Source organism: Psychrobacter sp. 1Y4, assembly GCF_051847555.1.
In genome coordinates, this window is record NZ_JBPYDE010000008.1 from 70,269 (window position 1) to 84,112 (window position 13,844).

Here is a 13,844-nt window from a genome sequence, read left to right on the forward strand (position 1 = left end):
GAGTCAATAGCTTAGCATAAACAAAACCAGACGATACACTGCTTTTGCACAATTCGCAGCGTATAATAAATAAAACAAAATCATTCATACTTAATTATTTCTAGCGCTCTTACTATGCCTAATCACTACCAAAGCCTTGTCCTAAACCTAACTCAGCAGCCTACTGAGCAAGAATGGCTTGAGTTTAAGCATAACTTTCACAGTCCAGATGAGATCGGTAAGCGAATATCTGCGCTTGCCAATGGCGCGTGCTTGACAGGCAAAAAATTTGGCTACTTAGTTTTTGGCGTAGAAGATGAAACGCACGATATTGTTGGCACAAGCTTTAACCCGAAGACAAAAAAAGCAAAAGGCAATGAGGACTTAGAGCATTGGCTAGTTGAACGCTTAAGCCCTAAAATTCACTTTACTATTCACGAGCTACAGATTGACGGTAAAGCCGTAGTGCTGTTTGAAATCCCCTCAGCGACAGATACGCCGATCAGTTTTTTGCATGAGCCTTATATTCGTATAGGTAGCTTAACTAAGCAGCTTAAACACTACCCAGATCAAAGCCGTAAGCTTTGGCAAAACCAAGCCAATGACTGGAGCGCTGAGATTTGCCATGAGGCAACGCTTGAAGATCTTGATCAGCATGCCATTGCGGTTGCCAGACAAGTCTTTGCTGATAAAAACAAGCGTTTAGCTCAGGATATTCAAGATTGGGACGACATCACTTTTTTAAATAAAGCTAAAATTACCATTCGTGGTCAGATCACCAACACCGCAATCATTTTACTTGGTCTTCCAGAGTCCACGTATTTTCTAAGCCCAGCTCAAGCACACATCACTTGGATTTTGAAGGGCGTCGATGGCATTGAAAAAGACTATGAGCATTTTTCACCACCATTTTTATTAGCCTTAGACGACGTGTATCAAAAAATCCGTAACCTCAACTATCGCTACATGGCGTCTGGATCTTTATTTCCTGAAGAGGTGAAACAATACGATCCTTACATCATTCGTGAAGCGTTAAGCAATGCTATTGGTCATCAAGACTATCGCCTTGGTGGTCGCATTACCGTAGTCGAAAAAGAGGACTCAACGCTATTGTTTCAAAACAGCGGTGAGTTTATTCCTAAGACGATTGAAAATGTCCTATTACAGGATGCGCCTGAAACAAGCTATCGCAACCCGTTCTTAGTCAATGCCATGGTTAATCTAAATATGATGGACACCATCGGTAGCGGTATCAGAAAAATGTATCAGATTCAGTCTAAGCGCTTTTTTCCATTGCCAGATTATGACTTGACTCGTGAAAGAGTACTCGTAAAGTTTACAGGTAAAGTGCTTGATCAAGAGTACGCCAAGCAGTTAGCGACAGTCGATAATCTCACACTGCACGACATAATAGCGCTGGATAAAGTTCAAAAAGGGCAGTCGATCACTGAAGAGGAAGCCGACGCGCTACGCAAAAAGTCATTAATAGAAGGACGTAAAAACAGCTATATTATTGCCGCTAATGTTGCTAAGCATACTGAGCAGCAAGCAGAGTATATGCAAATGCGCGGCTTAGATGACATGCATTATCAAAGCTTGATTATAGAATATCTTAAGACGTTTGAGCGAGGCAGACTAGCTGACTTTGATAAAATGCTGGCTAATAAGTTACCGCAAGTGCTAGATGATAAACAGCGTAAGAACAAAGTACGTAATTTATTGCAGAAAATGCGCCGTGATGGTCTAGTGACTTCCAAAAACCAAACATGGTATCTTAAAGATAGCTAAAGGCAGCTAAACGTAGCTAGATGCAGCTAAAAGCAGCTAAGTGTAGCTAGATCTAGTTGAAGGCAACTAGATTTAGCAGGCTAAAAAATAATTATGGCGTACCAGCATGACCTACTTTAACTTGTGTAGATAACATCCGACCTTTGGTTTCAACCTTGCGAGACGCTTCATCCCAGTCAGGTGCAGCACACATAAAGAGTGTTTTCCCCTCTTGTCCACCTAGGGCAACAGCAAAAATACCATCAGGGGCAGTATCGACAATTTCTAGAACTTCGCCACCTTCCGCAATACGGACGGCGCGTTGATTCAGCGTGTCTGCAATCCAAACCGCACCTTCAGCGTCTAAGGTAAGGCCATCTGGTAAAATACTTGCGCCTTCTATGCGCACACCGAGGTTTGGCTCATCACCCAATTCACCAAAGTTTGCAAAGTCACGCTTTTCTCCGAGGCTACCATCTTCTTTGATATCAAATTGCGTGATTTTATTGCCAAACAACTCGTTGACGATTAATGTTTTTTCGTCGGCCGATATCACCATACCATTAGGGAAGGATAGACCTTCTGCAACAACTTGCGAGCTTCCATCTGGTTTGACCAATACTAGACCGGCATGGCTATGGTCAGCACCGCCCATCAAGTCAAAACCAAAATTACCAACATAAGCATTGCCATTGGGAGCAACTACCATATCGTTGGCATGACCATCGCAGTGCTCCCAAATATCAGCATGAACGACTAATTCACCATCGTCTTCTAAGCGTAAGACTTTACGGTCTTTCATCGACACAACCAGCATACGCCCGTCAGGTAGCCAACCTAAACCAGAGGGTTGCTGTTCAATATGGACGATCTTTTCTGCCACACCTTGTTCATCAACGCAATAAACTCCTCGTGTATAAAAATCAACAAACCATAAAGCATCGTTATACCAGCGCGGTCCTTCTAAATAATGAAAGCCATCAACAACAACGTCTAATTTATATTCTGACATGATTATTTCCCTTGAGTAGTGGTTATCTTCCTTGATAAATAAATACAACTGTTTTAAATAATGACAGCTTTTATTAAAGTATTTCCTTATATATGTTTGTTACCTCTTCTAATGACATATCCTTTGGGTTAGTCGCAATAAGACGAGCGTAAGTATTGGTAACGATATCAGCTAGAACCGGAATATCCTGTTTTGTAATATTTAATTCACTTAAGCGATACTTGAGACCGCTTGTTTCCAAAAATTTTCTTAGTTCAGCAATGAATAAGCCTGCTGCATCTAAGTCTGTTAGGTCAGCGGTTTGACTAGGCATAACGGCATGAGCCAGTTCTGCATAGAGTGGTGCGGCTGTTGATAAATTAAATGAAAAGACGCCACACATGACAAGTGCATTAGCATGTCCATGCGGTACATGAAAGTTAATACTAAGTGGGTAGGAGAGTCCATGAACAGCTGCTACTGATGAGTTGACGAAAGCAATACCAGCCAAGGTTGAGCCCAATAACATATTAGAACGAGCTTCGATATCATCGCCTTGATTCATAACCTGTTCAAAATTACTCCAGAGCATCTGTAGTCCTTTAACAGCTAATGCATCTGAAATAGGGTTTTTCTTAGTGCGACTTGTATATGCTTCAACACAGTGAACCATAGCATCCAAAGCGGTTGCCGCGGTAATATGACGTGGGAGTTTAAGTGTCAGAGTGGCATCTAAAATGGCAACATCAGGCAAGATGTTTGGAGTGTAAATGGCTTTTTTACTACCATCTTGCGCTGTGATAACAGAGACAAAGGTAGATTCTGCTCCAGTACCAGCAGTAGTGGGAATGGCAAATAAAGGCAGTCTATCAAATTCACTAACATCTTGATCCAAAATATCATTTATAGACTCAAAATTGTTAGGATGTAAGGCGACGATTTTTGCAGTATCGATAGAACTGCCGCCACCTAAACCGATAACCAGATCACAATTGCTGTCTCTGGCAGTTTTAATAGCATCATTGACGATCTCAATAGGTGGATCAGCAATGACACTATCGAATACAACAACATTAATACCAGCTTCTTCTAAAGATTGCTGAGCAATATCGACATAGCCTAGATTAGAGATTCCAGTATCCGTAACAATAATAGCTGACGTCGCACGATACTGTTTAGCTAATGTACCGAGCTTCTGACGCATGCTGTCAACTTCACTGATAATATGACTATTGGTATAAAACTCAATCCCTGTCATTTTGTTCTTCCTTGTGTAGATGTATTTTATATAAAATAACGCTAAGTTCGAAGTGCTAGTAACAGAAATTTATCTTATATTAATTTTTGTCATTTAACGTACTAGATAACGTTCAGTTTAATAGCAGAAAGTGTTAGCGACCTTTAAAAATAAAACTTGAGTATCTACGGATTATACACACATTCAGGCATACGTAAAATGATTTGACTGGTATCACTATAACTGTTATTTTTAAACGATTCATACCATACGTTATGTCAAATGATCTCCTACTTGCAATCACTATCAAAAGGAATTAATAGTGAAACTTTTCTCTTTATTTTCTATTACTGCATTTGCAGCTATCAGCTTAATCGGATGTTCTGGCGAAACCGTTAAGAGTAGTGAGGTTGCCTCATCACAAGATACCACCGTTCTACGTTTTTCACATTTTTACCCAGCGACATCTGACATTAATGAACAGATTTTTGAACCATGGGCCAAGCAAATTGAAGCAGACTCCAATGGTCGTCTTAAAGTTGAAGTATATCCTTCAGCAACGATTAGTAAAGCAGATACAGCTTATGAGTCTGCCGTAAAAGGAACGATTGATATTGGCTCTCAAGTGCAAGGTTATACGAGTGGTCGATTCCCACTATCCCAGATTGCAGAACTTCCAGGATTGTCTAACTCGTCGACACAAACAGGCTGTATGTTACAAACCCTTTATGAAAATGGGACTATCTCTAGTGAGTACGAAGATTCACATTTGCTTTTTATGTTCGCTACGGGGCCTGGGACTTTACATAGTACAGATAAAATAATAAAAACTCCTGAAGATATGAAAGGTATGCGCATACGTAGACCTTCGGCAGTGGCAGGGGATATCATTGAAAGTATGGGCGCTTCACCTGTGGGGTTACCTGCTACTGATATATATACCTCCTTACAGCGAGGTGTTGTTGATGGTTTAAGCTTTCCATGGGAAGCCATGGAAACTTTTAAGCTTAATGAACTGACGAAGTATCATACTAACATGCCATTTTATAGCTCTGCTTTAATGGTAACTATGAATAAAGATAAATACGAAGGTTTGCCAGAAGACTTGAAAAAAGTCGTTGATGACAATTCAGGTATGGCGCTTAGTAAAAAAGTAGGGGCAATGTGGGATGAAACTTACTCGACACAAATACAAGCAGCGATTGAGAGAGGGGATGAAGTAGTTAATATTCCAGACCCACTCAATGATCCGGATTGGAAAGGTCCACTTGAAAAAGGTACAAAAAAATATCTTGATGACGTTAGTGCTTTAGGGCTAGATGCTTATGGTGTTTATGAGGAAGCTAAAGCAGCCAGCGTAGCATGTAAGGTATAATTTATTTAGAATAACTGGTTCAGTTATAATGACTGATATCAAAATATAACCCCAGTTCATTTATCAAACTGGGGTTTATTGCTTATAGTGACTGTGTTCTGGCTATTATTTTATTCTCAATCCACTGAGAGACTTCGCTCTCAACCCATGCCACTCTACCTTTTGATAGCTTGACCTGAACAGGAAAGGTCGAATCATAACGATCTGATCTTTTATCGAGCATATCGTAAATAGTTGTGCTACTAAGTCCCGTGTAGTGTACGACTTGTTTAAGCGGTAGCATTCGTGGTATCTGTGGCATGCTTGGTGTCGATAAGTTTTGTTGTGTGCTTACGGTTAAATTATCCATGATTTTCTCCTTATAAGTGAATGAGAGCGTGTCCTCTCATATACTTAGCGAGTCCTATATTTTTTTACGGCATCCTATGTTGTCCTGCTTAAATTGAGTGCATAAAAAAAGAGCTGAACGAATCAGCTCCCTTTTATGCTGTGGCTTTAACTTAGCTCACCGCTGTCACGCTTTGTTGCAGCCCCTGCTTTATGCTTGTCACGTCATGCATGGGCAAAGGCTTTGATGAGTTGTCTTGTTGACCATCAGCATTTTGATCGCCACCGTCGCCAATAGTAAACTCTTCTACCTCATAGGCCTCCTCACTATCAATCTCAAAGCATGAATCGACGTAGCCTTGCTTTGCTGTAGTCTCTAGAGCCGATTGATCAAAGCCGTGTTCGATCAGCTCATTGTCAATCGCTTGTGCATCTGATACCGCCTCTTTAAGCGTTACCCCATCGCGTAGCGTTAAATCCACAAAGTAGATGGGCGTACGATAGCTTTGCGTCGTGCTTTTACCACGTAGGGTGAGTTGCAGCGGCAAGCAGGACAGCTTGTTGCCTGATACCGCAGCAAAGTAGCGTAAACGAGCGGCCAGCGTTCTAATACTATTAAAGCCAGTGGTACGAAAGACAAAGGTGCCAAGCTCATCGTCTTCACTTAGATTCACGTAGAGACGACCGTATGGTTTACAGGCTCCGCCTTGTGCGAGTGGACAGCGATCAGGCGAAGGACAAGGCAGCTGCTCTACACCGTTGTTGGTTCGACGTTGGCACTGTTCACCATCACCGACGCATAGCGGTCTGCCTGTTTGCCGATCGAACAGTGTGTATTCGGCTCGTAGGTTTAGCTCAGGATCGTTAAACAGCATACGCACGGGTATTTGTCTGAGCTTATCGGTTTTACTTTTACGCAGCTTCTCGTCTAGTGGATGATTGATCCAGCCGTCTTTGTTTTGCACTTGGCTGGTGATGGTGAATTGATCGTCTTTAGCTGGCAGACGTTTGCCATCTTTATTGATGACGCGTCCAATGCTGATACGACCGAGTACAGGCGGAGTTATGGTTAGACCTTTAATCATAGTGGTATTCCTTGTGTTTAATAAATTGAATAAAGCAAATAAAAAGCCCACCTGTGAGAGTGGGCGTTTATGCACTTAATAGATTGGTTGTTGTGTCTACTACTTGGTGAGATGAGTGCTTAGTCGGTTAAGACGACAAAACGGCGACTGCCTTGCTTGGTTTTACTAAACTTGGCTAATAGCTCTGGATGCGCCTTGATCACCGATTTACTATCAAGGCCAATACTGTCCTTACTTCGCTTCCATGAGATCGCGCCTTGGTTAAAGACAGCAACCTCATTGTCTTTGATCAGCGTTTGCAATTGATGCTTCACCTGATCGTGGCGATGCTCAAGATCTTCCATTGACACACGATAACCAAGCAATTTATCAAACAGCTTATTCGCACCTTCATCCTCTCGTAGATCAACCTTGCTTGAGGGCTTAGGCGTTGGATAAAGTAGCTTTAATGCTTTAGCTGCCGACTCGCTATGATCAGGCATTGGTGGGGTGTCCGTTTCCACGTACTGCCAGAACAGACGCTCTTGCTCGATGATCGATTTAATCAAGCGCTCATCGCGCTCAACCTTATAGATCTTCGCTTCGTGTCCGCATAGCAGAACACAAATATGAGCCGCTTGTTTGCCTGTGACCGCTAACTGATGCTGTACTTGGCAAGTGACGTATAGCGGTACGCCATCTCGCCATAATTTCGCGCCATGCTCACCAGCGGTTTTACATTCCAGTACTTGTACCTCATCGCTACCTGTCACTGCATAGTCGAGATTGGCTAGCATAAAGGCTTTATCAGGCTCAGGGTGTTGCAAGATAGCATTAACGCGCCGTACCTTATTGCCTGTCTTTTCTTGATAGTATTTAGCCACCATCGGCTCTAAAGTATTGCCCCAATACAGTGGCGCATAACCTTCTATGCTCTCATCGATATCTGAGCTCATGCGTCCCGTCTTAATCAGCCATAGCTCTAGCATCGATAGGTACGGATGGATACCGCAAGCAGCGGCGGCATCACTACTGCCGACCCCTTGACGGCGTACCTCAAGCCACTCGTCACGGCTTAAGTCTTTTGTGCTGATCAGGCGCTTAGGGGTTAGCGGCGTATTAGACTCAGTAGCAGAGCTATCGACTGGTTTAATCTCTACCTGAGCTTTATCAGTTACAGGCGCTTTAACCTTAGCGCTTAAACGCTTAGCGCGTCTTACTGGTGTGCTGGTGTTTAATGCGATCATGTTCATAATGAACTCCTTCGATAAATTGATTGAAATGAAATAACAGGCATAAAAAAACCACGCGCTAAGGCGTGGTTTAATTGGTTAAGTTTGCTAGTCAGTTAGGCAATAAGTGCAAAGGCTTCCTCTAAGCTCTTGTCTTTGAGCTTAGCGCCTGCGCCAAACCAAGCTGAGTCTAGTCTGTGATCGGTAGACATAGCACGGCGCTCATGATCCACATACTCGGTCATAGCAGACAGTAAGCCATAAGCGGTATCACGTGCTGAATCGAGATCGGCCCCGCGACCTTGACCATTAAACATACTCATCACCTGATTCATGGCGCGAGCATTAGGCACGGCGTCCTTTTCCTTTTTAGCGCTGTTAAACAAGATGATGTCGTTATCTTGATCGTTGAACACGCGGTTGAGATAGTTCGCCGCTTCTGCCTGAGTAACGCGGCGTTGGGTTAATTGCTTCATCTCATACATGTGCTCATTCCACTGCTTAACCGATACGCCTAGCTGCTGCTTGACGCGATCAGCATCAAAGGAGGTACTATGCGGTACTTTCACCACACCGCCACTACCATCAGCAAGGCTTACCGCTAAGGTGTTATTACACACCACACGGATATTGGTGAACTGCGCTGTGGTTGCTAGCGTCCCATCACAAGCGGTTGCCAGTAAAAGGTAGCCATTACTGACATCACCGCCTTTAAGGGTCATAGACTGACCTGTACGAGCAAGAGCCCACATCTTACGACCACCCTTTAAAATGCCAGCGGTCTCAAGCTCAAAGTGTGAGAGCTCGGTTAAGTCACGATAGAACTCTAGAATTTCACGCGGTTGTACTTCTTGGTAGCGCTGACTGACTACCGATAACGGCTCAAGCGTATCTGAGCGATATAAGACTTTATTGCTATCAAAGGGCATGATCAAGCTTTGCCCTTTATCATTATTTGCCATATAGCTGACATCGGAGGACTCAATACGCCAATCAAGACCTGCCTCACGTGCCCAAATCTCAAGTGGCTGCTTAGGTGAGAGCTTATTGCCAAGACCATGCCAAGGGGTTTCGCCTACGTACGCCATACTTTCGACTAAATGTGCCATGATAATATTTCCTTTTTATTGATAGTTTATAACTGAATAAGTTAGAGGGTTGAGTTGAGAGTTAATGAAGTGAGGTGAACACATGGAAGCACTCATCACAGCGATATTGCTGATTGACTAGCATCGGTGGCGCTTGATGAGACTGAGTCATCTCAATCAGTGCTGCGACTGTCGTACCTACAACCACGCCTATAGCAGGATGAACCCTAAGCGTCTTACACAGACTAACGCCAAGGCTGACTAGAACCGTAGGAGACAACAGCTGGTCGATCAAATTGTTACTGATGCCATCAGTCATCTCATAGACCGCAGTTGACTGACAACATGGACAGATGGTTTTCATAAACACTCCTTTTATTTTGGGCATAAAAAAGGCCTGCACGAGGCAGACCTAAATTAATTGGATGAGCAGTAAACGATCTATACCCGATCTCATAAAGGTAGTATGTATTTGAAATTAGTTTGCTATTGCTAAAAATCCTCCACACCTAAGAGTAACTTCCATGTCCAAAGCTACGCATATTAGGTAGCGACACTTTGAGACGCTGCATATACTTATTAGGTCGAGTTAAATACAACGCCGTGTTCATAGCATTCTTGACCTCTAAAGGATTGTCTTTGTGGATCATGCCTATGCCAAGAGTGCCTTGGTGATCGTAAGCTTGTTTGTGCTTAAAGTTATTACAGTTGTAGTAGGTACCTAAGGCCTCTGTAATTTCAACCCATTCATTACCAACGGCATCGCCTAGAAACCAGTCCTGTCTATGCTTATCACCGTTGTAGATTAATAACAGGTGACAATGTAGACCACCATTAATTTCTCCTTGCTCTAAAGCCCAAGCGTTACCTCTTAAATTTTTAAAGCAGCCTCTTTTACGTCCTAGTTTCTTTCTCAGATCATTTATAAAACTGTGAAAAGTTTCAATGTCGACAAGATGTGTAAAATCAGGTTTTATTTTGAGGTCTATTCTTACGATAAGTACACGCGAATACTCGCTCAGAAAATAGTTCATATATTGATGAATTGATTTGCTATTACGTTGTTCTTGCAAAGCAAAGTTATTAATAGGAGTGTCAAATTCATATTGATAAGAATTTAGAGTATGCAAGAATCTCTGCGTCCTTTCTTCATCCCAAATAATTTCATCGGGATAGTAATTGTCACAAACAAGATAAGCACTACCTATAAACCATTTTATCGAACTAGTATATTCTAATTCGTGATCATAAAGTAATATCATTGACTGACAATAAAAGCTCAACTGTTCACTTATTTTTTGAATATTAATTCTAGTTTTAGAATTAAGTATATCGGTCACGAGTTTATCTACTTTAGTAACTACGACTTCATGGCTCAAAGTTGAAATGATCATTTTACTTTACCTAAGATTATTGGTTCATAATGTTAGGTAAGTATGTAAATTATTATTACTATTGATGAAGGTAGCTAGTTACATAGTATTAGGATTGTTACATATAATATTAATATAACCGGATTTTAAAGCTGATGAATATATCGATACAGTGTGACTTTGATTTTTAAAAAAGCCTATACAGGTGGGGATTTATGGATGGGGAGTTACGTAGGCATTGAGAGGCATGAGCATTAGATTTAGATATCAAGTCATATAAAATACTTGCGACATCAAACTATGGTTTTTTATATTCTATCGTAAAAATAATCCTAATAATAACTAAATTACAAACTCGTTGACGATCGAAAAACCGAATATAAAAACCTTTAAACAACATTATCTGTGACATAATATAAGAGTTTTCGTACTGGTAATGGCTATAAATTTACTACTAGAAGCGATGATTTCACTATATACAGCTATAAAATTACTAAGTATGCAATAGATTTACTACTAAAATATACATATTTACTAAGCATCAGGATTTTCTATATGAGTAACAATCACCATATTTTAGAACAACAGGCGCAAACGCTTGGTCCATTTCAAAATGTTCAACATCAATATATAAATCAGAATAGCCAGCCACATGTAATTATTACAAGAGAGGATATTTATAAAAAGGTTAAAAAGATAGATATAGAAGCTGTTAAACAGTTTTTATTTTATGATTATCTATCAATAGGAAGAGTAAAACTCTTCTATGATTTCGATGATGATGACGCTTATAACCTTTTAACTGATCATTTACTTACAAACTCTAGCCCATTCCAAAAACTTGATTATTTAGTATCGTTGAAAACATATAGTTCTATCCCGAACTCTTTTTTAAATTGGTTTGCTAGTGATTTAAGGGCAGGTTTGTATTTTTCAGCTTATGTGGATACTGAGTTTGTTCAAGATTGTTTTTATGGAGGTATAGAGTTTTTATACTGGATAAAGTCAATTATAAAAATATCAAATTTAGAGGTGGAAAAACATATTACTATTAGACCGAACCTTAATACTGACCAGAGTCTAAAAGAAATAAATATTGGAAACTTAAACATGATGAAAAGAAGGTATTTGAATCGGAGGACACCTTCAAAAAAGATAGATTGGATTAATTTAGAAGATGTTGAGCAAATTCAATGGGGATACAATTATTTAGATGATCGTAAAAATCTCGTATTAAGTAGTATTTTTTTTCCTAAGACGATCAAGGATAAGTATAATTTAATTTTAGCTAGTATTGATATTGCAGATGATAATGATTTCGAATATAAAGTACCTAATGGAGATAAGGAATTGCTCTTTACTGCAAGAGGTTATTTAATTTATAAAATGCGTAGAGCATGGGATAGTATTCTGAGTACGCGAAAAAAAGCTGAAGATAAGTCTAAAAGAGTAGTTACTATCACTCAAAAAAATTATAAAATATTAATTAAACTTAGTTTACATCAAAAGCTATCGCTTAATAAGATGGTTAATAAATTAATTGAAGACGAATATTCTTTAATTAAAGAACATCTGGATAGCGATTGAAGTTCAGACTATTAGTCTAATAACTTTATTTATTATTAAGCTTATCATTCTTAATAAGTGATAGTAGGTCATCAATAGTAACTCCTTTACTGAGTAAGGCTTCAACAAGCACTTGTTTGTTTGCACTCTGTAACGTCTCAGGTTGTTGATTTTTCAAGGTATTTTCAATCTGCTTACGAGCAGTTTGAAAGTCTACAACTTCACCTGTATCTCTGAGCAGGTCTAAAAAATCCGCCCAAACCTGCATAATTTTACGACGCTCTTCCAAATGCTGTGCATGATTATATACCGCTCTAATACTGCTTTTTTTATCATGGGCCATTTGCTTTTCGATAGCATCGCCCATATAGCCAAGCTCGTTTAAGTTGGTTGAGGCGATATGGCGAAAGCCGTGACCTGTCTGTTTGCCTGCGTAGCCTAAGATATCGAGCGCGTTATTAATAAACTCTTCACTATAGGGCTGATGCATGCCTGTATGGTAGAACACGTACTCATACTGCCCTGTGATGTCTTTCATCTCTTCTAGCACTGCGAGCATCTGATCTGACAATGGTACAACGTGCTTACGTGCAATTTTAAGATTATCGATATCAACACGCCATAAGCGGTTCGCAAAATCGATGTGTGACCATTTCATCATACGTAGCTCGATAGTACGACAAAATGAATAGGCTAAAAACTTCATACCTAAACGAGTCTGATCATGACCATGATAGCCTTCGATAGCTTGTAGTAGCGCAGGCAGCTCATTAATATCCACGTGCTTCATGTGCTGACTTTTGGCTTTAGGGTAGAGCGCTTTTAGATCATCGATTGGGTTTTGCTCGATAATACGTTCACGTTTGGCACGCCTTAGGACATTAGCAACCAAATCGATAGTACGTCTGGTGACTTCACGCGGTGGCTCACCGTCTTTGTTCACACGCTTTTCGATCTCATCTGCCATTGAACGGCAATCTTCAAAGCTCACGTCCTTTAAAGCAATACCTTTAAAGTGTGGCAACACGTCTTTATGCATACGATTATAGTCTTGCTGATAGGTACGCGGTTTGACGTTACGCTGACGCTCATTAAGCCAATCTAATGCGTAGTCATTAAACTTCTGCGCTTGGATATTGGCAAGCTTGTCTTGACGCTTTTTATTTTTTGGATCGATACCATCGGTGAGTAGTGCCTTGATCTCAGTATTAGCCTGCCTTGCTTCAGACAACGACATAAGAGGATAAGTGCCAAGTGTCATTCGTGTTTGCCTACCATCAAAGCGATAGGCGCTTATCCATGTCTTTGTGCCAGTATTGCGTACTAATAGCTGTAAACCTTGCTGATCACTGTATTTGTCAGGACGCGCAGGCGTGCATTTCTCACTAGGTTTAAGCTTACGGATCTTACTATCGCTTAACATGTTGGTCTATTCCCTATGGCTATAAGCTATATAATTCAAGTGATACAACAAATACGTTGGTCTAATACTGAATAATAAAGCTTAAATGTTGGTCTTTTTGAGGTCTAATGAAATCATAGACCAACAGATAGACCAACACAAGCTATGGGATAGGTAGGTCATGTTCGGATAGATTAGGAAAACGTTAGACATAAAAAAAACGCTATAAGCGTTATTTATAAAGGGTTGCAGAGGTGTATAGGAGTGTTTAGGACAAGATAGGAAAACTAGCATTTGATAAGATTGGCGGTGAAGGAGGGATTCGAACCCTCGATACGCTATGAACGTATACACACTTTCCAGGCGTGCGGTTTCAGCCACTCACCCACTTCACCGTTTTTAGACGGCTTAGTATAGCGGATAACATTTAAAATGTCACCACT

The 13,844-nt window shown here is 40.6% G+C and carries 12 protein-coding genes and 1 tRNA gene; 3 read left to right on the forward strand and 10 right to left on the reverse strand.

Features of this window, described 5'->3' with window-relative positions; translation table 11 throughout:
* Window positions 1-114 precede the first annotated feature (114 nt).
* On the forward strand, window positions 115-1,767 hold the full coding sequence (locus ACS8FC_RS08545; RefSeq protein ID WP_439296480.1) for an RNA-binding domain-containing protein: 1,653 nt from the start codon (window positions 115-117) through the stop codon (window positions 1,765-1,767).
* Window positions 1,768-1,858: 91 nt separating this feature from the next.
* Here the strand turns inward: ACS8FC_RS08545 and ACS8FC_RS08550 are convergent, their stop codons facing one another.
* Window positions 1,859-2,758: an SMP-30/gluconolactonase/LRE family protein gene (locus ACS8FC_RS08550; RefSeq protein ID WP_299187959.1), complete on the reverse strand. Its 900-nt coding sequence runs from the start codon at window positions 2,756-2,758 to the stop codon at window positions 1,859-1,861.
* 73 nt (window positions 2,759-2,831) lie between these two features.
* Window positions 2,832-3,995, reverse strand: coding sequence for an iron-containing alcohol dehydrogenase (locus tag ACS8FC_RS08555; protein WP_075103518.1), 1,164 nt, complete (start codon window positions 3,993-3,995; stop codon window positions 2,832-2,834).
* A 301-nt stretch (window positions 3,996-4,296) separates the two neighbouring features.
* On the opposite strand from ACS8FC_RS08555, the gene ACS8FC_RS08560 reads away from it, so the two are divergent.
* Window positions 4,297-5,349 (forward strand): TRAP transporter substrate-binding protein, encoded by a 1,053-nt coding sequence (locus tag ACS8FC_RS08560; RefSeq protein ID WP_299187953.1) that lies wholly within the window; start codon window positions 4,297-4,299, stop codon window positions 5,347-5,349.
* Window positions 5,350-5,431: 82 nt separating this feature from the next.
* On the opposite strand, the gene ACS8FC_RS08565 is transcribed toward ACS8FC_RS08560, so the two are convergent.
* From ACS8FC_RS08565 to ACS8FC_RS08590, 6 genes are all read right to left on the reverse strand, one after another.
* Entirely contained in the window at window positions 5,432-5,698 is a 267-nt protein-coding gene (locus ACS8FC_RS08565) for a helix-turn-helix transcriptional regulator (RefSeq protein ID WP_439296481.1), read from the reverse strand.
* A gap of 151 nt (window positions 5,699-5,849) precedes the next feature.
* On the reverse strand, window positions 5,850-6,761 hold the full coding sequence (locus ACS8FC_RS08570; RefSeq protein ID WP_439296482.1) for a recombination directionality factor: 912 nt from the start codon (window positions 6,759-6,761) through the stop codon (window positions 5,850-5,852).
* A 119-nt stretch (window positions 6,762-6,880) separates the two neighbouring features.
* A complete protein-coding gene (locus tag ACS8FC_RS08575) occupies window positions 6,881-7,993 on the reverse strand; it encodes a YqaJ viral recombinase family nuclease (RefSeq protein ID WP_439296483.1) in 1,113 nt (370 codons plus the stop codon).
* Between the two features lie 95 nt (window positions 7,994-8,088).
* Window positions 8,089-9,081 carry a DUF932 domain-containing protein gene (locus ACS8FC_RS08580; RefSeq protein WP_439296484.1) on the reverse strand — a complete coding sequence of 331 codons (993 nt, stop codon included), beginning with the start codon at window positions 9,079-9,081 and terminating at the stop codon, window positions 8,089-8,091.
* Window positions 9,082-9,142: 61 nt separating this feature from the next.
* Complete coding sequence (locus ACS8FC_RS08585; RefSeq protein WP_299187944.1) at window positions 9,143-9,424, reverse strand: hypothetical protein; 282 nt, start codon at window positions 9,422-9,424, stop codon at window positions 9,143-9,145.
* Between the two features lie 145 nt (window positions 9,425-9,569).
* Window positions 9,570-10,454, reverse strand: a complete 885-nt coding sequence (locus tag ACS8FC_RS08590; RefSeq protein ID WP_299187941.1) for a YagK/YfjJ domain-containing protein — start codon at window positions 10,452-10,454, stop codon at window positions 9,570-9,572.
* A 534-nt stretch (window positions 10,455-10,988) separates the two neighbouring features.
* Here ACS8FC_RS08590 and ACS8FC_RS08595 point away from each other — a divergent pair.
* Complete coding sequence (locus ACS8FC_RS08595; RefSeq protein WP_299187939.1) at window positions 10,989-12,020, forward strand: hypothetical protein; 1,032 nt, start codon at window positions 10,989-10,991, stop codon at window positions 12,018-12,020.
* A 25-nt stretch (window positions 12,021-12,045) separates the two neighbouring features.
* On the opposite strand, the gene ACS8FC_RS08600 is transcribed toward ACS8FC_RS08595, so the two are convergent.
* A complete protein-coding gene (locus ACS8FC_RS08600) occupies window positions 12,046-13,422 on the reverse strand; it encodes a tyrosine-type recombinase/integrase (RefSeq protein ID WP_299187937.1) in 1,377 nt (458 codons plus the stop codon).
* A gap of 283 nt (window positions 13,423-13,705) precedes the next feature.
* Window positions 13,706-13,796: transfer RNA gene (locus ACS8FC_RS08605), tRNA-Ser, on the reverse strand.
* Between the last annotated feature and the right edge of the window lie 48 nt (window positions 13,797-13,844).

What these genes read in the sequence shown, in the direction of transcription:
- ACS8FC_RS08555 (WP_075103518.1), bottom strand. Translation starts at nt 3,995, where the DNA reads ATGACAGGGATTGAGTTTTATACCAATAGTCATATTATCAGTGAAGTT.
- ACS8FC_RS08580 (WP_439296484.1), bottom strand. Translation starts at nt 9,081, where the DNA reads ATGGCACATTTAGTCGAAAGTATGGCGTACGTAGGCGAAACCCCTTGG.
- ACS8FC_RS08595 (WP_299187939.1), top strand. Translation starts at nt 10,989, where the DNA reads ATGAGTAACAATCACCATATTTTAGAACAACAGGCGCAAACGCTTGGT.
- ACS8FC_RS08545 (WP_439296480.1), top strand. Translation starts at nt 115, where the DNA reads ATGCCTAATCACTACCAAAGCCTTGTCCTAAACCTAACTCAGCAGCCT.
- ACS8FC_RS08600 (WP_299187937.1), bottom strand. Translation starts at nt 13,422, where the DNA reads ATGTTAAGCGATAGTAAGATCCGTAAGCTTAAACCTAGTGAGAAATGC.
- ACS8FC_RS08570 (WP_439296482.1), bottom strand. Translation starts at nt 6,761, where the DNA reads ATGATTAAAGGTCTAACCATAACTCCGCCTGTACTCGGTCGTATCAGC.
- ACS8FC_RS08575 (WP_439296483.1), bottom strand. Translation starts at nt 7,993, where the DNA reads ATGAACATGATCGCATTAAACACCAGCACACCAGTAAGACGCGCTAAG.
- ACS8FC_RS08585 (WP_299187944.1), bottom strand. Translation starts at nt 9,424, where the DNA reads ATGAAAACCATCTGTCCATGTTGTCAGTCAACTGCGGTCTATGAGATG.
- ACS8FC_RS08565 (WP_439296481.1), bottom strand. Translation starts at nt 5,698, where the DNA reads ATGGATAATTTAACCGTAAGCACACAACAAAACTTATCGACACCAAGC.
- ACS8FC_RS08590 (WP_299187941.1), bottom strand. Translation starts at nt 10,454, where the DNA reads ATGATCATTTCAACTTTGAGCCATGAAGTCGTAGTTACTAAAGTAGAT.
- ACS8FC_RS08550 (WP_299187959.1), bottom strand. Translation starts at nt 2,758, where the DNA reads ATGTCAGAATATAAATTAGACGTTGTTGTTGATGGCTTTCATTATTTA.